Origin of the sequence: Halomonas litopenaei (genome assembly GCF_003045775.1) — a bacterium.
Lineage (GTDB): Bacteria > Pseudomonadota > Gammaproteobacteria > Pseudomonadales > Halomonadaceae > Halomonas > Halomonas litopenaei.
On the sequence record NZ_PXNS01000004.1, the window covers coordinates 483487 to 508347 of the forward strand.

The 24861-nt window shown below is 65.9% G+C and carries 21 protein-coding genes; 14 read left to right on the plus strand and 7 right to left on the minus strand.

Annotation, left to right across the window (positions count from 1 at the left end):
* The first annotated feature begins 422 nt into the window (after positions 1–422).
* The 5 genes from glnA (at position 423) to C6W88_RS08680 (ending at position 6528) form a co-directional block, all read left to right on the plus strand.
* Positions 423–1829 carry a glutamate--ammonia ligase gene (gene glnA / locus C6W88_RS08660; RefSeq protein ID WP_108132162.1) on the plus strand — a complete coding sequence of 469 codons (1407 nt, stop codon included), beginning with the start codon at positions 423–425 and terminating at the stop codon, positions 1827–1829.
* A gap of 230 nt (positions 1830–2059) precedes the next feature.
* Complete coding sequence (locus C6W88_RS08665) at positions 2060–2635, plus strand: DUF4124 domain-containing protein (protein ID WP_181248608.1); 576 nt, start codon at positions 2060–2062, stop codon at positions 2633–2635.
* A 299-nt stretch (positions 2636–2934) separates the two neighbouring features.
* Positions 2935–3984 carry a nitrogen regulation protein NR(II) gene (gene glnL, locus C6W88_RS08670; RefSeq protein ID WP_045992384.1) on the plus strand — a complete coding sequence of 350 codons (1050 nt, stop codon included), beginning with the start codon at positions 2935–2937 and terminating at the stop codon, positions 3982–3984.
* Positions 3977–5392, plus strand: coding sequence for a nitrogen regulation protein NR(I) (ntrC, locus tag C6W88_RS08675; protein ID WP_045992383.1), 1416 nt, complete (start codon positions 3977–3979; stop codon positions 5390–5392). The genes glnL and ntrC overlap by 8 nt, the downstream gene beginning before the upstream one ends.
* A gap of 167 nt (positions 5393–5559) precedes the next feature.
* On the plus strand, positions 5560–6528 hold the full coding sequence (locus tag C6W88_RS08680; protein WP_052704321.1) for a hypothetical protein: 969 nt from the start codon (positions 5560–5562) through the stop codon (positions 6526–6528).
* Between the two features lie 78 nt (positions 6529–6606).
* Here C6W88_RS08680 and C6W88_RS08685 read toward each other — a convergent pair whose 3' ends face one another.
* Together C6W88_RS08685 and C6W88_RS08690 are read right to left on the minus strand one after the other, a co-directional pair.
* The gene (locus C6W88_RS08685; protein ID WP_108132164.1) at positions 6607–8424 is read right to left on the minus strand and encodes an aminopeptidase P family protein; all 1818 of its coding nucleotides are present in this window, start codon (positions 8422–8424) and stop codon (positions 6607–6609) included.
* A gap of 2 nt (positions 8425–8426) precedes the next feature.
* Positions 8427–10010 (minus strand): peptide MFS transporter, encoded by a 1584-nt coding sequence (locus tag C6W88_RS08690; RefSeq protein ID WP_108132165.1) that lies wholly within the window; start codon positions 10008–10010, stop codon positions 8427–8429.
* Positions 10011–10311: 301 nt separating this feature from the next.
* On the opposite strand from C6W88_RS08690, the gene C6W88_RS08695 reads away from it, so the two are divergent.
* The 7 genes from C6W88_RS08695 (at position 10312) to C6W88_RS08725 (ending at position 19264) form a co-directional block, all read left to right on the plus strand.
* Positions 10312–11268: a hydroxymethylglutaryl-CoA lyase gene (locus C6W88_RS08695; protein WP_045992380.1), complete on the plus strand. Its 957-nt coding sequence runs from the start codon at positions 10312–10314 to the stop codon at positions 11266–11268.
* 67 nt (positions 11269–11335) lie between these two features.
* Entirely contained in the window at positions 11336–12589 is a 1254-nt protein-coding gene (locus C6W88_RS08700) for a CaiB/BaiF CoA transferase family protein (protein ID WP_108132166.1), read from the plus strand.
* 175 nt (positions 12590–12764) lie between these two features.
* Positions 12765–13751, plus strand: coding sequence for a Bug family tripartite tricarboxylate transporter substrate binding protein (locus C6W88_RS08705; RefSeq protein WP_108132167.1), 987 nt, complete (start codon positions 12765–12767; stop codon positions 13749–13751).
* 5 nt (positions 13752–13756) lie between these two features.
* Entirely contained in the window at positions 13757–14236 is a 480-nt protein-coding gene (locus C6W88_RS08710) for a tripartite tricarboxylate transporter TctB family protein (RefSeq protein ID WP_181248607.1), read from the plus strand.
* Positions 14237–14238: 2 nt separating this feature from the next.
* Positions 14239–15735, plus strand: coding sequence for a tripartite tricarboxylate transporter permease (locus C6W88_RS08715; RefSeq protein WP_108132169.1), 1497 nt, complete (start codon positions 14239–14241; stop codon positions 15733–15735).
* Between the two features lie 173 nt (positions 15736–15908).
* Positions 15909–17246, plus strand: a complete 1338-nt coding sequence (locus C6W88_RS08720; protein WP_108132170.1) for a deoxyguanosinetriphosphate triphosphohydrolase — start codon at positions 15909–15911, stop codon at positions 17244–17246.
* 299 nt (positions 17247–17545) lie between these two features.
* Positions 17546–19264 (plus strand): BCCT family transporter, encoded by a 1719-nt coding sequence (locus tag C6W88_RS08725; RefSeq protein ID WP_045992375.1) that lies wholly within the window; start codon positions 17546–17548, stop codon positions 19262–19264.
* Between the two features lie 116 nt (positions 19265–19380).
* On the opposite strand, the gene C6W88_RS08730 is transcribed toward C6W88_RS08725, so the two are convergent.
* The gene (locus tag C6W88_RS08730) at positions 19381–20160 is read right to left on the minus strand and encodes an ATP-grasp domain-containing protein (protein ID WP_045992374.1); all 780 of its coding nucleotides are present in this window, start codon (positions 20158–20160) and stop codon (positions 19381–19383) included.
* A 151-nt stretch (positions 20161–20311) separates the two neighbouring features.
* Between C6W88_RS08730 and C6W88_RS08735 the strand changes: the two genes are divergently transcribed.
* On the plus strand, positions 20312–21055 hold the full coding sequence (locus tag C6W88_RS08735) for a ribonuclease T2 family protein (protein ID WP_108132220.1): 744 nt from the start codon (positions 20312–20314) through the stop codon (positions 21053–21055).
* A gap of 139 nt (positions 21056–21194) precedes the next feature.
* On the opposite strand, the gene C6W88_RS08740 is transcribed toward C6W88_RS08735, so the two are convergent.
* Positions 21195–22112, minus strand: coding sequence for a nuclease-related domain-containing protein (locus C6W88_RS08740; RefSeq protein WP_108132171.1), 918 nt, complete (start codon positions 22110–22112; stop codon positions 21195–21197).
* Between the two features lie 165 nt (positions 22113–22277).
* Here C6W88_RS08740 and C6W88_RS08745 point away from each other — a divergent pair, with 165 nt between their 5' ends.
* Complete coding sequence (locus C6W88_RS08745; RefSeq protein ID WP_108132172.1) at positions 22278–23162, plus strand: NAD-dependent protein deacetylase; 885 nt, start codon at positions 22278–22280, stop codon at positions 23160–23162.
* A 35-nt stretch (positions 23163–23197) separates the two neighbouring features.
* Here C6W88_RS08745 and C6W88_RS08750 read toward each other — a convergent pair whose 3' ends face one another.
* From C6W88_RS08750 to panC, 3 genes are read right to left on the minus strand one after another with little or no spacing between them, the layout of a single operon-like run.
* On the minus strand, positions 23198–23572 hold the full coding sequence (locus tag C6W88_RS08750) for a translation initiation factor Sui1 (protein ID WP_045993300.1): 375 nt from the start codon (positions 23570–23572) through the stop codon (positions 23198–23200).
* Between the two features lie 41 nt (positions 23573–23613).
* Positions 23614–23994 carry an aspartate 1-decarboxylase gene (gene panD / locus C6W88_RS08755; RefSeq protein ID WP_045993299.1) on the minus strand — a complete coding sequence of 127 codons (381 nt, stop codon included), beginning with the start codon at positions 23992–23994 and terminating at the stop codon, positions 23614–23616.
* Between the two features lie 11 nt (positions 23995–24005).
* Positions 24006–24854: a pantoate--beta-alanine ligase gene (panC, locus tag C6W88_RS08760; RefSeq protein ID WP_108132173.1), complete on the minus strand. Its 849-nt coding sequence runs from the start codon at positions 24852–24854 to the stop codon at positions 24006–24008.
* Positions 24855–24861: the final 7 nt, after the last annotated feature.

Genomic DNA, 24861 nt, shown 5'->3' on the forward strand with positions numbered 1-24861 from the left:
GCGCCCACTGACACCTCACGATCGGCCCGGCAGAGTTTATAGATCCTGTCACAAAGGTCCAAAGTGGTGCATCGCAGCCTTTGTTGCACTCTTGTGGTGCATTAGGCGGCGACTCCTGTAGACGGTGGGCCTTTGTGCCCTAAGCTGGCGCAAAGGGCCTGTTTGGATAAAAAAGATGTGAAACAATGGGTTGAGATTTTTTTGGTCGATGCTGGTGCAATGCTGGCACGCAATCTGCATTGTGGTTGGCAGTGTCATCGTGTCGCGCACGTTGCCATGGGCAGTGTCCCGGGAGCGTGCTACAAAGGATCCCGGTACCCCTTTTGTTCCCTGGATCATCCCCCGTTTCAAACCGGTGACATGGGATTGGCGCCGTTGCGCAACGCTCGAGTCACGAGACAAGTTCCACTCTGGAGGACCACATGTCAGACAAGACCCTCGCCCTGATCAACGAACATGATGTGAAGTGGGTTGACCTGCGCTTCACCGATACCCGCGGTAAAGAGCAGCACGTCACCATTCCGGCCGCCGAGGTCGACGAAGAGTTCTTCGAGAATGGCCAGATGTTCGATGGTTCCTCCATCAACGGCTGGAAGGGCATCAACGAGTCCGACATGATCCTGCGTCCGGAGGACGGCACCGGCTTCCTCGACCCCTTCACCGAAGACGCGACCCTGATCCTGCGTTGCGACATCATCGAGCCGGCCACCATGCAGGGCTACGAGCGGGATCCGCGCTCCATCGCCAAGCGCGCCGAGGCCTTCCTGCAGTCCTCTGGCCTGGGCGACACCGCCTTCTTCGGCCCCGAGCCCGAGTTCTTCATCTTCGACGAGGTGCACTGGAAGGCCGATATCGAAGGCGCCATGTACAAGATCAGCTCCGAAGAGGGTGCCTGGTCCACCGACCGCGCCGTCGAAGGTGGCAACCTCGGTCACCGTCCGCGGGTCAAGGGCGGCTACTTCCCGGTTCCGCCGGTGGACAGCTTCCATGACATGCGCGGTGCCATGTGCAACACCCTCGAGGCCATCGGTCAGAAGGTCGAGGTGCACCACCACGAGGTGTCCAACGCCGGCCAGAACGAGATCGGTGTTGCCTTCAACACCCTGGTCAAGAAGGCCGACGAAGTTCAGGAAATGAAGTACGTGATCCACAATGTGGCTCACGCCTACGGCAAGACCGCCACCTTCATGCCCAAGCCGCTGGTCGGCGACAACGGCAGCGGCATGCACGTCCACCAGTCATTCTGGAAGGACGGCCAGAACCAGTTTGCCGGTGACGAGTACGCCGGTCTGTCTGAAATGGCGCTTTACTACATCGGCGGTATCATCAAGCACGCCCGCGCCCTGAACGCCTTCACCAACGCTTCTACCAACTCCTACAAGCGTCTGGTGCCGGGCTTCGAAGCGCCGGTCATGCTGGCCTACAGCGCCCGTAACCGTTCTGCTTCCATCCGTATCCCGTACACCGCAAGCCCGAAGGGCAAGCGTGTCGAGGCGCGTTTCCCCGACCCGACCGCCAACCCCTACCTGTGCTTCGCGGCGATGCTGATGGCCGGTATCGACGGCATCAAGAACAAGATCCACCCCGGCGACGCCATGGACAAGAACCTCTATGACCTGCCGCCGGAAGAAGGCAAGGCCATCCCGACCGTGGCCGAGAGCCTCGACCAGGCGCTGGCAGCCCTCGACGAGGACCGCAGCTTCCTGACCGAAGGTGGCGTCTTCACCGACGACATGATCGACGCTTACATCGAGCTCAAGAACGAGGACGTCGAGCGCCTGCGCATGGCGACCCACCCGATCGAGTTCGACATGTACTACAGCTGCTGATCGGCATAGCGCCTCGTGCGTTCCGTCGGCCCCGCGATGATCGCGGGGCCGATTTTTTTTGCGCGGGCCTTGCGCCTGGGCAAGGGATCCCCTTGGCGCGGGTCGTGGCTGACGTCATCCTCGTCAGGGGAAGGTCGGCGAGGGCAATCACGATGATGCAGCGGTGGACGCGCAGGGCAGGCCGGGAGAGGGGCGAGAGCGCTCCCTCGTCGCCGAGTCGACCGTCACTGATGGCCATTGCCTTGCTGGCAGCGTCCGGGCTGGCGTTGCCGGTGGCAGAAACCGTGCCGGCGAGCACCATCTATCGCAGTGTCGGTCCCGACGGCGTCGTGCGCTACAGCGATACGCCCTCGGTCGGCGCCCGCGCGCTGGCACCGCCGCCGTTGTCCAGCGCCCCTGCGCTGGATGTGGCGGCGCCCTCCAGGCCGACGGCGCCTTCAGTAGCAGGCCCGGATAGCGACGCCGATGTCTTCCAGCCCCACGATGTCCTGGCCATCGCCTCTCCGGCGGATGGCAGCGTGTTGCCCACGGGGGCCGGGGGAAGATTGAAGGTGCTGGCCGCGATCAGCCCGCCTCCGGCGACGGGGGATCGCCTCGGCCTGGAGGTCGACGGTGTGCTCGCCACCAGCGTCACCGGCATCGGCCCACTGTGGCTCACCAATCTGGAGCGTGGCGAGCATCGCCTGGGCCTGGTGGTGCTGGCCCCGTCGGGAGAGGTGCGTCAACGCAGTGCCGATATCGTCATCCACGTACAGCGCGCAAGCCGCCTGCTTCCCGCCAACCCCCTTCGTCCTGCGCCGCCTTGACCCGCGATCTGCGGGCCTTGTGCGGACAGTGATCCAGGCGAGACTGCCCTGCACCAGGTTGGTGCACTAAAATGGTGCGTAGGTGCGCCGACGGTGACCCGCCTCCTCGACAAAAGCACCGTCCTGGCGCCTGCGCGGCGGGAGTGTGCCACTGGCACCAAGGCTGGCCCGCTTCTTGCTTTGAATGTTGTTGTCTGACGCCTGCTCGAGGCCGAGACCTGGACCGCCACCATGGAATGCCGGCTTGGCGCCGTGGCGGCCTCTATCGAGTGGGCGCTTTGCCCCATCAGGATGGACCCATGACGCCTGGCATCATCGAACACCTCACAACTGCGGTCATGCTGCTCGACGGCGAGCTGCGACCGACCTGGATGAACCCGGCGGCCGAGACCCTGCTGGCGGTCAGCGCCAGTCGGGTTGCCGGCGTGGCGCTGACCGACTGGCTCAGCGGCGAGGATGATATCGCCGAGGTGCTGATACGTGCCCGGGATGGGCAGCATCCCTATACCCAGCGGGAGGCGCGGCTGGTCCTCGCCGGTGGAGACCCCCTGACGGTGGACTACACCGTGACGCCGCTGTCGCCTGACGAGCTGCTGCTGGAGATGGAACCACGGGATCGGCTGTTGCGAATTTCCCGCGAGGAAGCGCTGCAGTCGCGCCAGGAAACCATGAAGGTGCTGGCGCGGGGGCTGGCCCACGAGGTCAAGAACCCCCTGGGGGGGATTCGTGGCGCGGCGCAATTGCTCGAGCGTGACCTGGAGCAGACGCCGGCGCTCAAGGAGTACACCCGGATCATCATCGAAGAGGTGGATCGGCTCCGGGATCTGGTCGATTCCATGCTCGGGCCCAACCGGGTGAGTCGGCGAGAGCCGCTGAACATCCACCGGGTGCTGGAGCGGGTACGCGCGCTGCTATTGGTCGAGCAGCCGCGGGTGAGCATCGAGCGCGACTATGATCCCAGCCTGCCAGAGTTGACCGGCGATGAAGCCCAGTTGATCCAGGCGGTGCTCAATGTGGCCCGCAACGCCGTCCAGGCGCTGGTCGAGTCCGAGACGCCGAACCCGGTGATGACCCTGAGGACTCGCGCACGCCGCCAGTTCACCCTGGGCGCCCAGCGCCATCGTCTGGTCTGCGACGTCAGCGTGATCGACAACGGCCCGGGCGTCCCCGAGACGCTGCGCGAGACCCTGTTCTATCCGATGGTGTCCGGTCGTGCCGAGGGCAGCGGCCTGGGGCTGTCGATCGCCCAGTCGGTGCTGCACCAGCACGAAGGGCTGATCGAATGCGAGTCCGAGCCCGGACGCACCGAATTCCGTCTGTTGATTCCCCTGGAGATGAGTCATGACTGATACCGCTCGTGTAATGATCGTCGACGACGACCGGGCCATACGCTGGGTGCTCGAGCGCGCCCTGGCGCAGCCGGACCTTGAGGTCGAGGCGGTCGAGCGGGCCGACGGTATCCTCGATCGACTGCTGGCCGAGCCGCCCGACGTGCTGGTCACCGATATCCGCATGCCAGGTATCGACGGACTCGATCTGATGGCCAAGGTGCGCCAGGTGCACCCGGACCTGCCGGTCATCGTGATGACCGCCCATTCCGACCTGGACAGTGCGGTGGCTTCCTATCAGGGCGGAGCCTTCGAGTACCTGCCCAAGCCGTTCGACGTGGACGAGGCGCTGGCCCTGGTGCGCCGCGCGGTGGCCCACGTGCGCGAGCGCCAGCGGCCGGTCAGCGTGCCTGAAGGACTCGACGCCGAGATCATCGGTGAGGCGCCGGCGATGCAGGAGGTGTTCCGGGCCATCGGGCGCCTGGCGCACTCGCATATCACGGTGTTGATCAACGGTGAGTCCGGGACCGGCAAGGAGCGCGTGGCGCGTGCGCTTCATCAGCACAGTCCCCGCGCCGCCAATCCCTTTATTGCCCTCAACATGGCGGCGATCCCGCGGGATCTGATCGAGTCGGAGCTGTTTGGCCACGAGAAGGGCGCCTTCACCGGCGCCAGCGCCAGTCGCCAGGGGCGCTTCGAGCAGGCCAACGGCGGCACCCTGTTCCTCGACGAGATCGGTGACATGCCGTCGGAGACCCAGACCCGGCTGTTGCGGGTGCTGGCCGACGGCGAGTTCTATCGGGTCGGTGGTCATACGCCGGTCAAGGTGGACGTGCGCATCATCGCCGCGACCCACCAGGACCTCGAGACGCTGGTCGCCGATGGCCGCTTTCGTGAGGACCTGTTCCACCGCCTCAACGTCATCCGCGTGCACCTGCCAAGGCTGTCCCAGCGGCGTGAGGATATTCCCCGGCTGGCGCGGCACTTCCTGGTCGAGGCGGCCAAGGAGCTGTCCACCGACGTCAAGGTGCTGACCCGCGAAGCCGAGGAGTTCCTGACCCGGGTGGACTGGCCGGGCAACGTGCGTCAGCTCGAGAACACCTGTCGCTGGCTGACGGTGATGGCCTCAGGGCGCGAGATCCTGGTCGAGGACCTGCCGCCGGAGCTGCGCGGCGGTGATGACAGCGCCGCCGGCGGGGACTGGCGTGAAGCCTTCCGCGCCTGGGCCGACAGCGCCCTGGCCTCGGGCCACACCCACCTGCTCGAGGAGGCGGTGCCGGACTTCGAGCGCATCCTTATCGAGACCGCGCTCAAGCACACCGCCGGGCGCAAGGGTGAGGCTGCCGAGCTGCTGGGCTGGGGGCGCAATACCTTGACCCGCAAGCTGAAGGTGCTGCTGCCGTCGCTGGCGGAAGACCAGGAGGTCTGAGCGGGCCGGGGCGGCGAGTCCGGGGGGCACTGGTTTAACCAGCCTGCCCGGACCGGCCTACCCCAAGGGGCATATCATCAGCCTGTTATCGGTGGCCTAGAGTGGTGGCGACGTTGCACCGCTACTCTCGGCGTCGGGGGTAGCGTCACGATTCTGAGGCCTACCCCATGAACCTTTCACGCTCTCGTCGGCTTGGCCTGGTGGCCATGTCGCTGGTTTTCATCTCGAGCCTCTCGCTTGCCCAGGAGCGGTCCTCGCCACGCACCGTACCGGCCAACAGTGAGCCCGCTGCCAGCAGCGAGGATCTTGCTGCCATCGCCAAGGAAACTACCAACCCGGTGGGATCGGCCTGGATGCTGTGGATGCAGAACGACTATACCCACCTGGACGGCGACGACTTCGACGGTCGCTGGTCCAATTCCTTCAAGTTCCAGCCGGTCATGTCCTTCCCCTTCGAGATGGCAGACGACAACTGGAACCTGGTGGTGCGCCCGGTGTTCCAGTACAACTCGAGCCCGATGGACGAGAGCTTCGGTACCCTGGCCCGGGGCGGCAGCCCGCTGGACATCGATCCCGACGAGTGGAGCCGCAATGCCCCCCATCGCGGGCGTACCGAGGGCCTGGGTGACACCGCCCTGGTGACCCTGGCTGGTCCGGCCCGCGCCGACGGCGTCATCTGGGGCCTGGGGCTGACCCAGATCTTCCCCACCGCCGAGCATGACGTGCTGGGCCAGGGCAAGTTCCAGGCCGGCCCGGCGGCTCTGATCGCGCGCCTGGCGCCCAATCCCGGTGGCTGGAACATGGGCCTGCTGGCTCAGCACTGGTGGTCCTACGCCGGAGAAGATGACCGCGAGCACACCAGCCAGACCGATCTGCAGTACTTCCTCAACTACCGGCTCAGCGGCACCGAACTGGTGGGCATGACACCCAACGTGCGCATCAACTGGGAGGCCGACAGCGGCGAGAAGGTCAACTTCCCGATCGGCCTGGGCTATTCCAACGTGGTCCGCATGGGCAGCACCCCGGTTCGCCTGGCCGCCGAGATCCAGCACAGCGTGATCCGCGGTGATGAGTGGGATGCGGACTGGAACTTCCGCTTGATGTTCATCCCGGTGGTCAAGAACCCGTTCATGTAACGGCGCTGGCAGCCTACGCAAAGGGGCCCCGCCATGGCGGGGCCCCTGTGCATCTGCGGCCGACCAGCAGGCCCGCTATCAGGCAAGCGTCAGCGGTTCGGTGCGGGCTTCGAGCCAGGCCAGCGCCTGGCCGTCGAGCCTCGGCGCCAGCCGGCGGCGGACCTCGTCGTGGTAGGCGTTGAGCCAGTCAATCTCGGCCTGATCCAGGGTGAACAGGTTCAGGCAGCGGGTGTCGATGGGACACAGGGTCAGGGTCTCGAACTCGAGGAAGTCGCCGAAGTCGCTGGGGGCCGCGGCGCGGTTGGCCACCAGGTTCTCGATGCGCACCCCCCACTGGCCGGGACGGTACACCCCAGGCTCGTTGGAGGTGATCATGCCTTCGCGCATGGCGGTATGTTCGGCGACGGAAGCGCCCGAGCTGATCACCTGAGGACCTTCGTGGACGTTGAGGAAGTAGCCCACGCCGTGGCCGGTACCGTGACCGTAGTCGCGGCCGGTGGCCCACAGCGGCGCCCGCGCCAGAGCGTCCAGCCGCGAGGCGGCGATGCCCTCGGGGAAGCGTGCCCGCGACAGTGCGATCATGCCCTTGAGCACCAGGGTGCAGTCTTCGCGCTGAGCCTCACTGACGGTGCCGACCGGGACCATGCGGGTGATATCGGTGGTGCCACCGCGGTACTGGCCGCCGGAGTCGATCAGCAACAGGCCGTCGCCCTCGATCACCGAATGGGCCTCCTGGGTCGCGCGGTAGTGGGGCAGGGCACCGTTGGCGTTGAAGGCGGCGATGGTATTGAAGCTCTCGCAGACGAAGTCCTCGTCCTTGGCGCGTTCCTCGTACAGGCGGGCCTCGACGTCCAGCTCGGTGACCCGTTCGCCGGCGGCGAAGGCGGCCTCCAGCCAGGCGAAGAAGCGACACAGGGCCGCGCCGTCGGCTTCCATGGCCTGACGCACGAAGCCGAGCTCGTGGGCTGTCTTGATGCCCTTGGCCAGGGTGCTGGGCTGGAAGGCTTCGACCACGGTCATCTCGTCCGGCAGGGCCTGGCGGGTCCCCAGCGTCAGCCGGGCCGGATCGATCAGTACCCGTTCGTCCCGCGGCAGGGCGGACAGCCGCGCCGCCCAGTCGGCGTAGTCGGCCACCTCGACACCATCGGCCTTGAGCGCATCGACCAGTTCAGGAGCGAGCTTGCCCGGTGCCACGAACAGGGTGGCGGTGGCGCGACCGATCAGCAGGTGGGACAGGAACACCGGATTGAAGCCCACGTCGGCACCGCGCAGGGTGGTCAGCCAGGCGATGTCGTCCAGCGTCGACACCAGATGCCAGTCGGCGTGGTGCTCGGCCATGGCCGTGCGTACCCGGTCCAGACGCTGGCGCCGGGTCTCGTCCAGATAGCGGCCGGCGTGGGGTTCGATGGCCCCGCTAGGCAGGCTCGGGCGATCGCGCCAGATCTCGTCAAGCAGGTCGCTGTCGCCGCGCAGGACGACGCCCCGTTCACCCAGGATGTCCTCGAACTGGCGGCCGTGGGCCAGGGACACCACCTGGGCGTCGTAGCCCAGGGTGTCGCCGGCCTCGAGACGCTCGGCCAGCCACTGCATCGGTGCGCTGGCCTGGCCCTGGGTCAGCTTCATCATGCTGATGCCGGTGCCGGCGAGTTGTGCCTCGGCCTGCACGAAGTAGCGGCTGTCGACCCACAGGCCGGCCTCGTCCTGGGTCACCACCAGGGTACCCACCGAGCCGTCGAAGCCGGACAGCCACTCGCGACCGGCCCAGTGCTCGGGCAGGTATTCGCTGTTGTGCGGATCGCTGGACGGTAACCACCAGGCATCGATGGCGTGGCGGCGCATCGCCTCGCGCAGATCGCTCAAGCGTTGGCGAGCGGTATCGGCACTGGCTGAGGTCATGCTCAGACTCCTGTTCTGACAATGGCTTCGGCGTCCGCGCGGTGGGCGGCCGCCGGATCGATAAGACGGTGATGCTTCAGCATGCGCTTGAACACCGGCACGAGCAACAGCAGCACCCCGGCGAAGATCACCAGGGCGATGGCCGACCGTCCGAACAGTTCCGGCAACTGCTGAAGCTCCTCGGCGTTGACGTGACCGCCGATCAGGCCCGCCACCAGGTTGCCGAGGGCGGCACCGGTGAACCACAGGCCCATCAACTGGCCCTGGGTGCGACGTGGCGACAGCCCCGACATGGTGGACAGCCCCACCGGCGACAGGCACAGCTCGCCCAGGGTCAACAGCAGCATGCTGCCGACGATCCACCAGGGTGACACCAGCCCTGTGCCTGTCAGTACCTGTTGCGCCGCCAGCACCATCAGGCCGAAGCCGCCGGCCGCCAGCAACAGGCCGAGGACGAACTTCATCGGGCTGCCCGGTTCCAGTCGGCGCCGACCGAGCGCCGGCCACAGCCAGCCGAACAGCGGGCCCAGCAGCACGATGAACACCGGGTTCAATGACTGGAACCACAGGGTGGGGACCTCCCAGCCCATCACGTTGCGGTCGGTGTAGTTGGCCGCGAACAGGTTATAGGAGGTGGGCTGCTGCTCGAAGGCGGCCCAGAAGAAGGCGGCGGCGACGATCAGCACAAAGCAGATGGTGACGCGAATACGCTCGTCACCGCTGAGTCCGGAGAACAGCATCAGGTAGGCAAAGAAGCCCAGCGAGGCGACGATCAGCACGCTGGTCATGGCCTCGGCCACCGCGCGGGCGTCGATGGTCACCACGCCGGTAGCGACCAGCGCCACCAGGGCGGCGATCAGCGCCAGGCACAGCGACACGACGGGGCCGACGTGACGACGGCGCTGGGCCGGGGCGTCCCAGGTGGAGGCGCGGCCGCGCTCGGCGTCGGCGCGCTGCATGGCGGGCACCGCCCACAGGCGAAACAGCAGCAGTGCGATCAGCATGCCAAGGCCGCCCATGGCGAAGCCCCAGTGCCAGCCCAGCGAGTCCATCAGCAGCCCGGTGAACAACGGCGCGAACAGGCTGCCGATGTTGATGCCCATGTAGAAGATGGCGAAGCCGCCGTCGCGGCGCACGTCGCTTTCGTCATACAGGCTGCCGACCATCACCGAGATGCAGGTCTTGAATAACCCGGTGCCGAGCACGATGAAGATCAGCCCGACAAAGAAGGCGACGGCACCGAGCAGGGCCGACAGCGCGATGGACAGGTGACCGAAGGCGATCAGGATGGAGCCGTACCACACCGCCCGGCGCTGGCCGAGCCAGTTGTCGGCAAGCCAGCCGCCGGGCAGCGCGGCCAGGTAGATGGCGCCACCGTAGATGCCGACGATGGCGGCGGCGGTCTTGGGGTCGAAGCCGAGCCCGCCGTCGAACAGCGAGGCGGCGATGAACAGCACCAGCATGGGGCGAATGCCGTAGAACGAAAAACGCTCCCACATCTCGGTGAAGAACAGTGGCCCCAGGGCGCGGGGGTGACCAAAGAAGCCCTTGTCGGCGGCCGAGCCGTCGGAGGAAGTGGATTGCATGAAACCAGGCCTTTTCAGGGTGGGAAGGCGAACGTCGACGCCTCTACATCAAGCGCCCCGGGACGGAGGCGGCATGCGAACAGAAAAACGTGTGAAGAACACGATAATGTGCGAGTCCGCAACAAAAATTGCTGTGGATCACGATTTGGGTGGTGAATTCTATGGAAATCACCGGTCAAGGGGAATACCTCTGCGGTCTGGCACCGTCAGCGTACGGACGTCTCAGCGAAAAGGCGTATGTCCAACATGAGCCAATAGCCTCTATATTGGTGAAATATCGACTTTTAGGGACTTCTTCGCCATGACGTCATCGCCGCCCCAGCGAGCACCTGCCAGAATCGAACTGACCGAAGTGGGGCTTCGTGATGGCCTGCAGAACGAGGCACGGGTGCTGTCCACCGAGCACAAGCTCGAATTGCTGCACGGGCTTCACCGGGCCGGACTCAGGCGCTTCGAGCTGACGTCTTTCGTCAGTCCCCGGGCGGTACCGGCGCTGGCCGACGCCGCGGAACTGGTGGCCGCCGCCAAGGGGCTGGCGGATGCCCGCTTCAGCGCCCTGGTGCCCAATCTGCGCGGTGCCGAGCGCGCGCTGGAGGTGGGCATCGATCGTGTGGTGCTGTTCGTGTCCGCTTCCGAGACCCACAACGCGCGTAACGTCAATCGCTCGATCGACGCCTCCCTGGCCGGTTTCGCCGATATCGTCGAGCGTCTGTCCGGCAGCGGTATCGAGGTACAGGGCGCCATCGCCACGGCCTTCGGCTGTCCCTTCGAGGGTGACCTGCCGGCCGGGCGCATCGGTGAGCTGGCGCGTCGCCTCGGCGAACTGGGTATCGATGACCTCACCCTTGGCGATACCACCGGCATGGCCACGCCGGCCGTGGTCTCGCGGGTGGTGGGTGAGATCGCCGAACAGGCCCCAGCGGCGCGGCCGATCCTGCACTTTCACAATACCCGGGGCCTGGCGTTGGCCAACGTCATGCAGGGGCTGTCGCTTGGCGTCACGCGCTACGAAAGTGCGGTCGGTGGTCTTGGAGGCTGTCCCTTCGCCCCCGGTGCCAGCGGCAATCTGGCCACTGAGGAGCTGATCTACCTGCTCGAGGAGCTGGGATATGACACCGGCGTCTCGCTGGAGTCCTTGATCGAGGTGGCGGGGCTTGCCGCGCGGCGACTGGAACGTGCGCCGGGCTCCCAGCTGGCCCGGGCCGGCACTCGGCTCAGGCTGCATCGGCCCGATGCGGTGCCCACCGCGAAGGGCTGAGTCAGATCCCTGAACCTGGCAAGACCAGACGACACCACCACAGACATACCGACGGATACGCAAACCTATGGATGCTAGCCCCGGCAGGGATGACAGCGACGACCCGCGGCCATCGACCCAGGACGCCACCGGCCTTGCCCCGGGCAGCCTGGCCGGCATACGTGTGATCGATCTGACCCGGGTGATCTCCGGCCCCTTCGCCAGCCAGATGCTGGGGGATCACGGCGCCGAGGTGATCAAGATCGAGACCCCGGGGGAGGGCGACGTGGTCCGCCGCCAGGGCAATATGGTCAACGGCTTCAGCGCCTATTTTGCCCAGTTCAACCGCAACAAGCGCTCGATCACCCTCAATCTGCGCGAGCCCGAGGGACGCCAGATCCTGAACCGCCTGCTCGAGGACGCCGACGTGCTGGTGGAGAACTTCCGCCCCGGGGTGCTGGCCAAGATGGGACTCGACGACGACACCCTGAGGCAGCGCTTCCCGCGCCTGGTGGTGGGGCGGATCAACGGCTTCGGATCCACCGGGCCCTACCGCGACCGACCCGCCTACGATTTTGTCGCCCAGGCCATGAGCGGCTTCATGGGCGTCAACGGGGTCGAGGGGGGCGAGCCGATGCGCGCCGCGCCACCGATCAGCGACATGGTGGCGAGCCTCAACCTGGCCTTCGGGGTCAGCGCGGCACTGGTGCGCCGCGAGCGTACCGGCCAGGGCGAGATTCTCGAGACCGCCCTGACCAACGGTCTGGTGGTGATGCTGGGCTATCTGGCGGCGGAGTACTTCGCCACCGGCGAGGTCCCCCGACGTACCGGCAATGATCATCCCATGCTCTACCCCTACGGCCTGTTCGAGGCCAGCGATGGCGAGGTCGCCATCGCCCCCAGCAGCGAGACCATGGTGCGTCGTCTGCTGGAGGCGCTGGGTCGTGTCGATCTGCTCGAGCAGCCGCGCTTCGCCGACAACGCCCAGCGCATGGCGCACCGCGAGGCGCTGCGCGAGATCCTCAACGAGGTGACGCGCCGGCGCAGTGTGGACGACTGGATCGAACACCTGAACACCGCCGGCGTGCCCTGTGGCCGAGTGCAGGATCTGCGCGAGACCTTCGATGACCCCCAGATCATCGACCAGCGCATGCGCCTGACCCTGGATCAGGGCGAGGCCGGACAGATCGCCACCACCGGCTTTCCGGTGAAGATGCGCGAGGCCCCGGCGATGATCCAGCGACCGGCGCCACAGCTTGGCGAGCATACCGACGAGGTACTGGCCGAACTCGGCTTCGGTGCCGACGAGTGTCGGGCGCTGCGCCAGCGCGGGATCGTCTAGGCTGGGTGGCGGTCCCCGCCGGACAACGCCAGGCGAGTGGCCGCGCAAGATGGCGACTCGACAACCGCCAGGCAATCCGCCGGATGGCCGGTGCCGGCTGGTGACAACGATGCAGGACCGCAGGACCACAACACCCACAACGAAAACGCCAACAACGAAAAACAAGGAGCCTTCCATGCCCTCGCCTCTGACCACTCGCCTTGGCCTGCCGCTGCTCGCGCTCGGCCTCGGTGTCTCGACCTCGGCCAGCGCCCTGCCCATCGACGAGTGCATCGCCCCGGCCGACCCCGGTGGCGGCTGGGACTTCACCTGCCGCAGCGTCGGCAAGCTGCTCACCGACCTGGAACTGACCGACGGCTCGGTGCAGGTCACCAACATGCCCGGCGGTGTCGGCGCGGTGGCCTTCTCCAACGTGGCCTCCAAGCGTGCCGATGACAGCAACCTGATCGTCGCCACCAGCACCGTGGGCATGACCCAGATTGCCCAGGGTCGCTATCCCGGGGGTGCCGAGACCATGCGCTGGCTGGGCATGCTCGGTACCGACGTCGGCGTCATCCTGGTCGACGACGAGAGCGAGTACGAGTCCCTCGAGCAACTGCTGGAGGCCATCGTCGCCGATCCGACCTCGGTGGCCATGGCCGGCTCCAGCGGTGCCGGTGGCTGGGATCACATTCGGGCATTGATGCTGGCCAAGGCCGCGGGCCTGCCCGGCGACCAGGTCGGCGCCCTGCGCTGGGTGCAGTTCGACGGCGGCGGCCCCGCGGTAACCCAGATGATGGGCAACCACGTGGACGTGGTTTCCACCGACCTGGGCGAGGTCGCCGGCTTCATCGAGTCCGGTGACGTGCGGGTGCTGGCGGTGATGTCGGATGATCCGCTGCCCGAGCCCTTCGACGAGCTGCCCACCGCGGTCAGCCAGGGCTATGACGTCACCGGCTACAACTGGCGCGGCTTCTACACCGGCGGCGAGGTCTCCGACGAGGACTACGCCAGCATGGTCGAAGACCTCGAGAACCTTTACGCCAGCGAGGAGTGGAAGGACGTGGCAGCCCAGAATGGCCTGGTGCCGCTGTGGCGTGGCGGTGACGACTTCTCGAGCTTCGTCGAGGAATCCATCCAGCGCGTCGAGGCCATCTCGCGCGAGATCGGGGTTATTCAATGAGTCAGATGAGCGACCTCGACGCTCACCAGCATCGCCGGCCGGCCCAGGTCGGCGATCGCCTGGCCGGCGCGGTGCTGCTGGTGCTGGCGCTGGGGGCCTGGTGGCATTCTCATAGCTTCGTCACCGGCTTCATGCAGCCGGTGGGGCCGGGGGCTTTCCCCCGGCTGGTCAGCCTGCCGCTGGCGGCGCTGTCGGCCTACCTGATCCTGCGCCCGGGCTTCAACGAGCGCTGGCCGGATCGTGCCGGCCTGGCCCGACAGCTGGCGGTGCTGCTGCTGCTGGCGGCCTACGCTGGCATGCTCGAGCCGCTGGGGTTTGTTCCCGCCACCCTGGCCTGCGCCATCGTACTGACGCGGCTGTTCGGCGCGGCCTGGGGCCAGGCGCTGATCGCCGGCACAGGACTGGCGCTGGGGCTGTACGCACTGTTCGAGTTTGCCCTCGGCATGCCCTTGCCGGACGTGCCCTGGTGGGGAGGGGGACACTGATCATGGAAACGCTTGCCTTTCTTGCCCAGGGCTTCGCCGTGGCGACCCAGCCGGAATTTCTGCTGCTGGCGCTGATCGGCTGCGCCGTGGGAACCCTGATCGGGGCGCTGCCAGGGCTCGGCCCGGTCAACGGGGTGGCGCTGATGATCCCGCTGGCCTTCAACTTCGGCCTGGATCCCACCGCCGCGCTGATCCTGCTGGTCAGCGTCTACTATGGCTGCATGTACGGTGGGCGGATCAGTTCCATCGTGCTCAATATCCCCGGCGACGAGCCGGCGATGATGACCACTCTGGACGGCTACCCGATGGCCCTCAAGGGGCGCGGCGGCGAGGCCCTGGGGCTGTCGGCGGTGGCTTCCTTCGTCGGCGCCACCATCGCCACCATCGGGCTTACGCTGTTCGCGCCGCTGTTGGTGGACCTGGCGATCAAGTTCGGTCCGGCCGAGTACTTCGCGCTGTTCCTGCTGGCCTTTGCCACCATCGGCGGGGTGACCAGCGGCAGCTTTACCAAGAGTTTCATCGCCGCCTGTCTGGGCCTGCTGCTGGGGACCGTGGGCATCGACCCGGTGTCCAGCGTCGCGCGCTACACCTTCGGCACCTTCGAGCTCTATGACGGCATCGACTTTATCGTGGCCCTGGTGGGACTGTTCGCCATCTCCGAATGCCTGGTGTTTCTCGAACAGCGCCACGGCGCCGACAAGCCGCATATCAAGCTGGGCTCGGCCTGGCCGGGGATGAAGGCGTCGCTGTCCTGCAAGGGCACCATCGGTCGTGGCTCGCTGATCGGCTTCGTCTCCGGGGTGCTGCCCGGCGCTGGCGCCTCGCTCGGCAGCTTCCTGTCCTACATGCTTGAAAAGCGCTGGCTGGGAGCCAAGGGCGACTTCGGCAACGGCGACCCGCGCGGCGTGGCCGCGCCCGAGGCGGGCAACAACGCCGCCGCCGGTGGTGCGCTGATTCCGATGCTGTCGCTGGGCATTCCCGGCAGCGGCACCACCGCGATTCTGCTGGCCCTGCTGCTGTCGATGAACATCACCCCGGGGCCGCTGCTGTTCGCCCAGCAGCCCGAGATGGTGTGGGGGCTGGTGGCGGCGCTGTTTATCGGCAACATCATGCTGCTGGTGCTCAACGTACCGCTGGTGGGACTGTTCGCTCGGGTGCTGCAGGCCCCCAGCTGGCTGCTGATGCCGATGGTGGTTCTGATCGCCTTTGTCGGGGTCTATTCGCTCAACAACAGTCCCTTCGATCTGTACATGATGCTGGCCTTCGGGGTGCTCGGCTATGTGCTCAGAAAACTCGAGATTCCCACCGTGCCGGTGGTGCTCGGCCTGCTGCTGGGCGGGCAGATGGAGTTCAATCTGCGCCGGGCGATGTCGATCAGCGGTGGTGACTGGAGCATCCTGGTCAACAGCGGGATCTCGATCGGGATCTACGCCTTCGCCGCCACCCTGATCGTGGCCGGAGCGGTCTACGCCATGATGCTCAAGCGTCGGCTGGCGTAGAGAAGCGTCGCTAAAGAAAGAGGGCCCGGTGGAGGTGTATCCACCGGGCCTTTCCATCGACTTTCCATCGATGCGCCTAGGGCCTGTCATGAGGGTCCTGGCGACCTCGCGGTCGTGGCCTTGCAGGTGTCGTCCCGGGTGTCAGAATGGAGGGCCACAAGGAGGGGCCATCGATGAAGACCATGAACTGGGAACGACTGCTCGATCCGGGCCGACTGCACGATCCGCGTGGCGGGACTCGTGACGAGGTGGGACGCAGTCCCTTCCACAAGGATCACGATCGCATCGTCTTCGCCGGCTCCTTTCGCCGCCTGGGACGCAAGACCCAGGTGCATCCCCTCACCGACAACGACCATATCCACACCCGCCTGACCCACTCGCTTGAAGTGGGCTGCGTCGGCCGCTCCCTGGGCATGAGCGTGGGCGAGCTGCTGCGTGACCGCCTGCCCGATTGGATCACTCCGGCGGATCTGGGGGTAATCATCCAGGCGGCCTGTCTGGGGCACGACATCGGCAACCCACCTTTTGGCCATGCCGGTGAATACGCCATCCGCGACTGGTTCAAGTGCGCCGAGGTCAACGGCAGCGGGCTGCTCGATGGACTGTCGCCGCTGGAGCGCGAGGACCTGCTGACCTACGAAGGCAACGCCCAGGGCTTTCGTATCGTCACCCAGATCGAGTACAACCAGTTTCGCGGCGGCATGCGCCTGACCGCAGCGACCCTCGGTACCCTGCTCAAGTATCCGTGGACGGTGACCCACGGTGGCAAGGCCGGCAAGTTCGGCTGCTATCAGAGCGAACTCGGTGCACTTGAGCAGGTGGCCGACCATCTGGGACTGATTCCCCAGGGCGAGCACCGCTGGTGTCGCCATCCGCTGGCCTGGCTGGTGGAGGCCGCCGATGACATCTGCTACGCCCTGCTCGACCTCGAGGACGGGGTGGAGATGGATATCCTGGCCTTCGACGAGGTGGCCGAGATCCTGACCCAGATCGCCGGTGGCGAGCCGTCGGACTACGCCGAGATGAACCGTACCGGTGTGTCTCAACGCCGGCGTATCGCGGCGCTGCGAGGGGCGGCCATGGAGCGAGCGGTCACTGACGTGGGCCAGGTGTTCGTCGAGCATGAGCAGGAGCTGCTTTCCGGGACGCTTCAGGATGACCTGCTGGAGCTGTGCCACCCGGATCTGGACTGGGGGGTCAAGCTGGCCAAGCAGCTGGCGCGCAAGCGCATCTTCCGCAATACCCGCAAGGCCAAGCTGGAGATCGGTGCCTACACCACCCTCGGCATTCTGCTCGAGGCCTTTATCGGCGCGGCCCACGAGTTGCACCACACCGGCCATTCAAGCTTCAAGCACCAACGGGTGCTGGCGCTGATCGGCGAGAACACCCCGCTGCCGTCCTGGTCCCTGTACGACAGCTATCGACGCATGCTCGACTTTATCGGTGGGATGACGGACCACTACGCGGTCGACCTGGCCCAGGAGATGGGCGGAAAGCTACGCGGTGATTGAACGGTTGTAGGCGAGCCGCTCGAGCGCGACCGGTACATGCTTGAGCGTAACGGCGGGATGACGGACCGCGACTCTCTTGCCGTCGACCTGGCCCAGGAGATGGGCGGCAAGCTGCGGGGTGATTGAAGAATTGAGTGTGTTCAGGCGGTAAGCTCGCGGTGAGTGAACCAGGGCGTTCCGGCCAAGGGAGTCCAGCGGCGGACGATAGGGCGTTTGTCGCTGCCCGGCCTAAGTCAATGGATGACGTTTGATGCAGCAAGACTGCGTATACTGGGGAAAACGATAACAAGGTATGGTCCGTGAAAAGGAAATCCTCCCCCGCCTCTTCCGATCAAGGCTTTGATGCGATCGACAAGCCCACCTTCTTCGGTTCGCTGTTTCTCCTCCTTGCTGTCACTCTGCCTCTGGTGGTGTTCCCCGAACAGGGGGCAACCTGGGTCATCGCGGCCAAGAACTTCATTACCAATGAACTTGGTGTGCTGTATCTGGCCCTGGGGCTCGGGGCCAGCGGCTTCATGCTGTTCATCGTGTTCAGCGATATCGGCCAGATCAAGCTGGGTGACCCCGAGGAACAGCCGGAGTTCTCGACCCTGTCCTGGGCGGCGATGCTGTTCTGCGCCGGTATCGGCGCCTCGATCCTCTACTGGTCGATGATCGAGTGGATCTACTACTACCAGGCGCCACCCTTCCATGTGGAACCTCAGTCGCCGGATGCGGCGCGCTGGGCGGCGGCCTACGGTATCTTCCACTGGGGGCCGGTGGCCTGGTCGATCTATCTGATCCCGGCGATTCCCATTGCCTACTTCTACTACGTGCGCAATCACAGCGTGCTCAAGATCAGCGAGGCGCTGATGCCGGTGCTGGGCGAGAGCCGTGCCCACCGCTGGCCGGGCAAGCTGATCGACGTGCTGTTCGTGTTCGGTATGCTGGGCGGCGGTGCCACCACCCTGGGACTGGCGGCGCCCTTGATCAACGAGGGGCTGCATGAGCTGTTCGGTTTTCCGAAGACCCTGGCGACGCGCATCTTCGTGCTGATGCTGTGTACCGTTGTCTTCGGCTACAGCGCCTTCGTCGGCCTCAAGAAGGGCATCAAGGTGCTGTCGGACATCAACTTCTGGCTGGCGGTGTCGCTGCTGACCTTCGTCTTCATCGTCGGGCCGACCCAGTTCATGGCCAGCACCGGCCTGGATGCCCTTGGCAGGGTGCTCAGCAATCTGGTGCACATGGGTACCTGGACCGAGCCCTTCGCCCGCTTCGAGAATTTCCAGGACACCCACTTCCCTCAGGACTGGACCATCTTCTACTGGGCCTGGTGGCTGGTGTTCGCCCCCAGCGTCGGCCTGTTCATCGCGCGCATCTCCCGCGGCCGCACCATCCGCTCCATGGTCGCGGGCTCGATCTTCTTCGGTACCCTGGGCTGCGCCCTTTTCTTCATCATCCTCGGCAACTACGGTCTCTACCTGCAGCTGTCCGGCACCCTGGATCTGGTCACCATTCTCAATGAGCAGAGCCCCACGGCGGCGATCTTCGCCACCCTGTCGACCCTGCCGCTGAGCTACCTGGTGATCTTCGCCTTCACCCTGCTGGCGCTGATCTTCACCGCCACCACCTTCGACTCCATCTCCTACATCCTGGCGGCGGTGGTGCAGAAGGAGGTCGACGAGGAACCGATGCGCTGGAATCGACTGTTCTGGGCCTTTGCGCTGTCGTTCATGCCGGCGGTGCTGATGTTCATCGGTGGGCTCGAGACCCTGCAGACGGCCTCGGTGGTAGGGGGTGTGCCCTTGCTGCTGGTGGCGCTGTTGTTGTGCATCTCGACCGTCCGGGCGGCCCACTACGATCTGCGCTATCAGCCGGACTACACCGACAAGGAAATCTATATCGAGGAATTCCCCGAGGACGACCCCTGGACCGAGGATGGCACCTGGGAGTTGCCGGAAGGGGAGCACCACGGTGTCGATCATGACGACAAGCCCCACCAGGAGGGCGACCCGGCGAGCCATCCTTCACGGCTGTAATCAGCGCTCAGCGCCGACTGCTCGGGCCACCGTCATTGCGACGGTGGCCCGTTTTCTTGTGGTCGATCTTGTGAAGGGGGATAGCTCCGAGAGCGGCGACCAGCAAGGCTCAAGGATCAGGCCGCCTGGCGCCAGCTATCCTGCTCGAGGTGTTCGAGGATCGCCTCTCCCACGCTGGTCTCGGGGGAGTCGATGCCCTGGTTGCCGAACAGGCGGTTGAACTCCAGCACCATCGGGGCGTTGTCGACCATGGCGATGTCGAAGCCGGCATGATCGATGCCCAGGCGCTGGGCCAGGGTGGTGGCAAGCTCGATGGCGGAGGCCGGCACCGGGTCGTGGCGGATCTCGCCGCCGCGTGCCACATTGGTGCGAAAGTCGCCCAGCGGGCTCTCGCGCCAGTAGGCGGCCAGCACCCTGCGCCCGACCACCACGATGCGCAGGTCGCGTTCGATGGGCAGGTAGCGCTGGGCGTAGAGCAGATTCTCGCTGGACAGGTGATCGATCAGCGCCTCGCGGGAGCGAATCAGGCGCACGCCCTCGCCCATGGAGCTGCGCACCCGCTTGACCACGAACGGGTAGCCGAAGCGCGCCTCCACCTGGTGGATGGCGTCTGAATTGACCCCGAGGATGGCGGTATCGGGCGTTGCCTCGGGGCAGCAGGCCTGGAAGGCGCGGGTCTGTTCGATCTTGTCGTGACCCAGGTGATAGCTGGGTAGACTGGGAAAGACGCGCGGATTGAGGCCGTAGGCCAGGGCATTGATCTGCCAGTATTCGGGGAACAGCAGGGCGTCGGCATCGGCCAGGGCCTGGCGATGGTCATTCATGTGCTCAGGCTTGATGTATCGCGCCCCCGGGACCCCCAGACTCCGTAACGGATCGAAGGTGATCAGGTTCATGAGACAGTCATCCGAGAAAGACGAAAGAGGATTGAAGCGAGGCGGCGCACCTTGCCAACTGTGGTCGCCGATTGCAAGGCGACAGGGGGACCGGGGAGCCCGTCGACGGCAACCATGGCGTGCGCTGGCTGCGGTGCTGCTGGCCCTCACCATGATCGCTGGCGTCCAGGCCCACGAGCCGCAGGAGCAGCGTGAGGCACTGGAGGATCTCGAGCGAGAGCATTTCGATCATTATGTGCTGGCGCTGACCTGGCATCCCGGGTTCTGCGCCAGCCGCCGTCAGCCGCCACGAGAGTGCCGAGATCCATCGCTGATGGTCGGGGCCGACGATGGCTTCGTGATCCACGGGCTGTGGCCGTCACGCCCCGTCAGGCTGACCTCACAGGGCGTCAGTGTCAGCGAGTGGCGCCGCCAGGGCTGCTTTCTTGAACGTCCGAGGCCAGCGGGCGACTTCTGCCAGGCAGGGCCTGCCATCGATATCGGCTCATCGCTTGAACAGGAGCTCGACGACGCCATGCCCGGCAGGGCCAGCTGTCTCGACCGTTACGAGTACGCCAAGCACGGTGCCTGCCTGTCGATCAGCGATGATGACTTCTTCGACGGTGCCCTGGCGCTGACCGAGATCGTCAACGCCGGGGCCCTGGGGGACTTCATGCGCGACAATCGAGGCTCGACGGTCAGGCGCAATGCGCTGATCGCGGCCTTCGAGGAGGCTTTCGGCCGGGGTACCGGCAGCTCCCTGTCGCTGCAGTGCGGGGGCTCGGGCAACCGACTGCTCACCGAGGTGCGCATCGGCCTGGAGGCGGAGCATATCGATGACTTTCCGGCCAGAAAGAGTTTCGCACCGGTGGATCATGGACGCTGCCCCAGCCGGATCGAGCTGCGCCGCTTCTAGGGCTCGTCCGAAAAGTGCCTGCGCTCGGTAATACTGCGTTAAAAATCGGATCAAAATGCTCATTTACACCCCGTAAACTGCGCTTTCTCACCGATTTTTGCCTTGTCTAACCTTCGCTCGTCGACTTTTCGGACAGAGCCTAGATGGACGGGCCTTCCAGGTGGCCAAGCTCCCGCGTCAGTGTTCGCCGGTTCAAGGCCTCGATGACCCGGTCGTGCAGCATCGGATCCATCGGCGCGATACCAGGGCAGGCGTCGGTCAGATGGGCGGCCAGGCCTTCGCCGCTGACCACGGCAAGATCGTCGTCGGGGACCTCACGTTCGATCTTCCAGCCGGGCAGGGCAAGGATGCCCTTGACCGGCACCGGCTGTCCCAGTTCGCGACATAGCCAGGAGGCGACCCAGCGGGTGGCCTGGCGGGCCTTGCGCTGGGGGCGTCGCTCCATCCAGCCGGGAAAGCGCAGGCGCTCGTGTTCGACCACCACGGTGTCCTCGGTCTCGCCGGCGGGACTGATGGCCGGGGTGCGGGCCCGGGTCTCGATGACGAAGACGGCGTGGGGGGTGATCGCCACGTGGTCGATCACGAAGGTGTCGGCGGGTACGTCGTGGAACACGAAGTAGGGATGAGCCTCGGGGCGAATCAGGCGTTCGAGCTCCTGGCCCACGGCCAGTTCGCAGGCGAGCCCCAGCTTCAGTCGACGGATACGCTGGTAGTCACGCATCAGTCGGAAGCTGACCACGATCGCCAGCAGTGTGCACAGCACACCGTAGAGCGCCCATTCGATCCAGTTCTGGTGGCGCGAGAACAGCATCCTGCCCATGCCGTAGACCAGTGGGGTCAGCACCAGTACGGGGCCGAGGGCGGCGTTGAGGAACAGGGTGGCGAAGGCGCGATCCAGCCGATCGCGCAGGGCCTGCCCAGGCTCACGCAGTGGATGGGCGTCGAACGGCGAGCGTACTCGCGCGTCGTGCAGGCTTCGGAGTGCCACCACCACCGTGGCGGCCGCCGCGAGGGGGAACAGAAAGAACAGCGGCAGCAGGTAGTCCAGCCAGGCCATCGGCACTCCTTGCCCGTGAAGAATCCCGTCCATTGTAGACAACGACGTGCCTGTTGGGCCATGGCGCCCTTGGTCTTATCGATCGCCCGGGGGTAGTCTTGGCCTTGGGGGCTGGGCTGACGGGCCTGCCCCGGGTGTTGGTGCGCGGTCACAAGGGGAGGAGCAATGACGAATGTCGGCGGCGGTAGCGAGGCTCGAACTTGCGTCAACCGAGACGCGTCAGCGTCGGCGATGGATGCGCTGTACGCTCTCGTCTGTCGTCACCGGCGCATCGCGGTGCTTAGTGGCGCCGGCATCAGCACCGCCAGCGGTATCCCCGACTATCGCGACGCCCAGGGCGAGTGGAAGCGTTCGCCGCCGATCGACCATCGCGACTTCATGTCTCGCCACGCCTCGCGTCAGCGCTACTGGGCGCGGGCGATGATCGGCTTTCGTGTGCTCAATGAGGCCAGCCCCAACGCGGCGCACCGGGCCATCGCCGAGCTCGAACTGCGCGGCAAGGTCTCCGGGGTGATCACCCAGAACGTCGATGGTCTGCACCAGCGCGCGGGGACCCGGCGGGTCATCGATCTGCACGGCAGGGCGGATCTGGTGGTGTGCATGAGCTGCGGTGCGCGCCAGATGCGCCATGCCCTGCACGATGAGCTGGCACGCTGCAATCCGCAGTGGGTGGCGCAAACGTCTCCGGTGCGGCCTGCGCCGGATGGCGATGCGGACCTGGAGGCGGACTTCTCGAGCTTTCGGGTGCCCTCCTGTGGCCGCTGTGGCGACGGTATCTGGAAGCCCGATGTGGTGTTCTTCGGCGACAACGTGCCAGCGGCGACGCTGGCCAGCGCCCGAGGGCTGCTCGAGGACAGCGACGCCCTGCTGGTGGTCGGCAGTTCGCTGATGGTCTATTCCGGCTTTCGCTTCGTGCGCGAAAGCGTGAAGGCGGGACGCCCGGTGGCCTGCATCAATCTGGGGCGCACCCGCGCCGATGAACTGTTCGACGTCAAGCTCGAGGCCCCGGCGGATCAGGCGCTGGAAGCGCTGGTCCAGGATCTGGGCTAGGCGCCGCCCCAGCCACTTCTTAGACGAGCCAGAGCTCAGCCTCCGGCCAGCTTGACCCTGTAGCCTTTCTTCTCCAGGGCGTCTTTCAACACCTGGCGGTGGTCGCCCTGGATCTCGATGACGCCATCCTTCAGCGCGCCACCGGTGCCGCAGCGTTTCTTCAGCTCCTTGGCCAGGGCTTTCAACTCCTTGTCGGCAAGCGGCACGCCGTCGATGGTGGTGACACCCTTGCCCTTGCGTCCGCTGGTTTCCCGGCGGATTCGCACCACCCCATCCAGGCTGGCCAGGCGCGCCTGGTCCTGGATCTCGTCGCAGCGGCAGGCGTCCTTCGGTTCACGGCAGTCCGGGCAGATGTCGCCGTGTTCGGTGGAGTAGACCAGCGAGCCGAGTTGTTCCTTCAGCGATGCCATGGTGGTGCGCTCCTGTCGGGTGGTGCGATGGTGCGGTCGAATCAGGCCAGCTGGACCGGGATGGCGTTGCTGGTGTGGCTGATCTCGTTGCCTTCCTGGAGGTAGACCAGGGAGGGCTTGTGCTGGTCGAGTTCGCTGTCGCTGTAGTGGGCGTAGCTGCAGATGATCACGCGCTGGCCTTCGCTCGCCAGGTGGGCAGCGGCGCCGTTGACCGAAATCACCTTGGAGCCTTCCTCGGCACGGATGGCATAGGTGGTGAAGCGTTGGCCGTTCTCGACGTTGTAGATCTGGATCTGTTCGTTTTCGCGGATACCGGCGAGGTCGAGCAGTTCACCGTCGATGGCGCAGGAGCCTTCGTAGTTGAGCACGGCGTGGGTCACGCGAGCCATGTGCAGCTTGGCCTTGAGCATGATGGTGTACATCTAGGGGGCTCCTATCGAGGTAGCGTCACAGTGAGGTTGTCGATCAGTCGCGTGGCGCCGAGACGGGCGGCCACCAGCAGGATGGCGTCACGGGTGGTGGCGGTCACCGCGCCGAGGTCGCGGGCGCGCAGCTCCAGATAGTCGGGAGCAAAGCCGTGGGAGGCCAGACGCGCGCGTCCCTCTTTAAGGGTGGCGTCGATGTCGGCGCCGGCCTCGAGGCTGCGCGCAAGCGTCACCAGGGTGGCCTGCAGTTCGGCGGCGGTGGCGTGCTCGGCCTCGCTCAGGTAGCCGTTGCGCGACGATAGCGCCAGTCCCGAGGCCTCGCGCACCGTGGGCACCCCGACGATCTCGATCGGCATGTGCATGTCGTGGACCATGCGGCGAATGACCGCCAGTTGCTGGTAGTCCTTTTCGCCGAAGCAGGCGAGGTCAGGCTGGACGATATGGAACAGCATGCTGACCACGGTCGAGACGCCGTCGAAGTGGCCGGGTCGGGCGCCGCCACACAGGCCTTCGCTGACCTCGGGTACCCGCACCAGGGTCTGGCCGTCGAGGCCGTCGGGGTACATGGTCGCCGGGGTCGGGGTGAACACCATGTCGCAGCCAGCGGCCTCGAGCTTGGCCAGGTCCGCCTCGAGGGTGCGCGGATAGTTGTCCAGGTCTTCGCTGGGGCCGAACTGCAGCGGATTGACAAAGATCGAGGCGACCACCAGGTCACAGCGCTCGCGGGCCGCTTCCACCAGCGCCAGGTGGCCCTGGTGAAGGTTGCCCATGGTCGGCACCAGGCCGATGCGGGCACCTTTGCGGCGGTGAGGCGCGAGCGCTTCGCGAAGCTTGGCGATGGCGGAATGGACGTGCATCGCAGAC

What these genes read in the sequence shown, in the direction of transcription:
- glnA (WP_108132162.1), top strand. Translation starts at nt 423, where the DNA reads ATGTCAGACAAGACCCTCGCCCTGATCAACGAACATGATGTGAAGTGG.
- C6W88_RS08665 (WP_181248608.1), top strand. Translation starts at nt 2,060, where the DNA reads ATGGCCATTGCCTTGCTGGCAGCGTCCGGGCTGGCGTTGCCGGTGGCA.
- glnL (WP_045992384.1), top strand. Translation starts at nt 2,935, where the DNA reads ATGACGCCTGGCATCATCGAACACCTCACAACTGCGGTCATGCTGCTC.
- ntrC (WP_045992383.1), top strand. Translation starts at nt 3,977, where the DNA reads ATGACTGATACCGCTCGTGTAATGATCGTCGACGACGACCGGGCCATA.
- C6W88_RS08680 (WP_052704321.1), top strand. Translation starts at nt 5,560, where the DNA reads ATGAACCTTTCACGCTCTCGTCGGCTTGGCCTGGTGGCCATGTCGCTG.
- C6W88_RS08685 (WP_108132164.1), bottom strand. Translation starts at nt 8,424, where the DNA reads ATGACCTCAGCCAGTGCCGATACCGCTCGCCAACGCTTGAGCGATCTG.
- C6W88_RS08690 (WP_108132165.1), bottom strand. Translation starts at nt 10,010, where the DNA reads ATGCAATCCACTTCCTCCGACGGCTCGGCCGCCGACAAGGGCTTCTTT.
- C6W88_RS08695 (WP_045992380.1), top strand. Translation starts at nt 10,312, where the DNA reads ATGACGTCATCGCCGCCCCAGCGAGCACCTGCCAGAATCGAACTGACC.
- C6W88_RS08700 (WP_108132166.1), top strand. Translation starts at nt 11,336, where the DNA reads ATGGATGCTAGCCCCGGCAGGGATGACAGCGACGACCCGCGGCCATCG.
- C6W88_RS08705 (WP_108132167.1), top strand. Translation starts at nt 12,765, where the DNA reads ATGCCCTCGCCTCTGACCACTCGCCTTGGCCTGCCGCTGCTCGCGCTC.
- C6W88_RS08710 (WP_181248607.1), top strand. Translation starts at nt 13,757, where the DNA reads ATGAGCGACCTCGACGCTCACCAGCATCGCCGGCCGGCCCAGGTCGGC.
- C6W88_RS08715 (WP_108132169.1), top strand. Translation starts at nt 14,239, where the DNA reads ATGGAAACGCTTGCCTTTCTTGCCCAGGGCTTCGCCGTGGCGACCCAG.
- C6W88_RS08720 (WP_108132170.1), top strand. Translation starts at nt 15,909, where the DNA reads ATGAAGACCATGAACTGGGAACGACTGCTCGATCCGGGCCGACTGCAC.
- C6W88_RS08730 (WP_045992374.1), bottom strand. Translation starts at nt 20,160, where the DNA reads ATGAACCTGATCACCTTCGATCCGTTACGGAGTCTGGGGGTCCCGGGG.
- C6W88_RS08735 (WP_108132220.1), top strand. Translation starts at nt 20,312, where the DNA reads ATGATCGCTGGCGTCCAGGCCCACGAGCCGCAGGAGCAGCGTGAGGCA.
- C6W88_RS08740 (WP_108132171.1), bottom strand. Translation starts at nt 22,112, where the DNA reads ATGGCCTGGCTGGACTACCTGCTGCCGCTGTTCTTTCTGTTCCCCCTC.
- C6W88_RS08745 (WP_108132172.1), top strand. Translation starts at nt 22,278, where the DNA reads ATGACGAATGTCGGCGGCGGTAGCGAGGCTCGAACTTGCGTCAACCGA.
- C6W88_RS08750 (WP_045993300.1), bottom strand. Translation starts at nt 23,572, where the DNA reads ATGGCATCGCTGAAGGAACAACTCGGCTCGCTGGTCTACTCCACCGAA.
- panD (WP_045993299.1), bottom strand. Translation starts at nt 23,994, where the DNA reads ATGTACACCATCATGCTCAAGGCCAAGCTGCACATGGCTCGCGTGACC.
- panC (WP_108132173.1), bottom strand. Translation starts at nt 24,854, where the DNA reads ATGCACGTCCATTCCGCCATCGCCAAGCTTCGCGAAGCGCTCGCGCCT.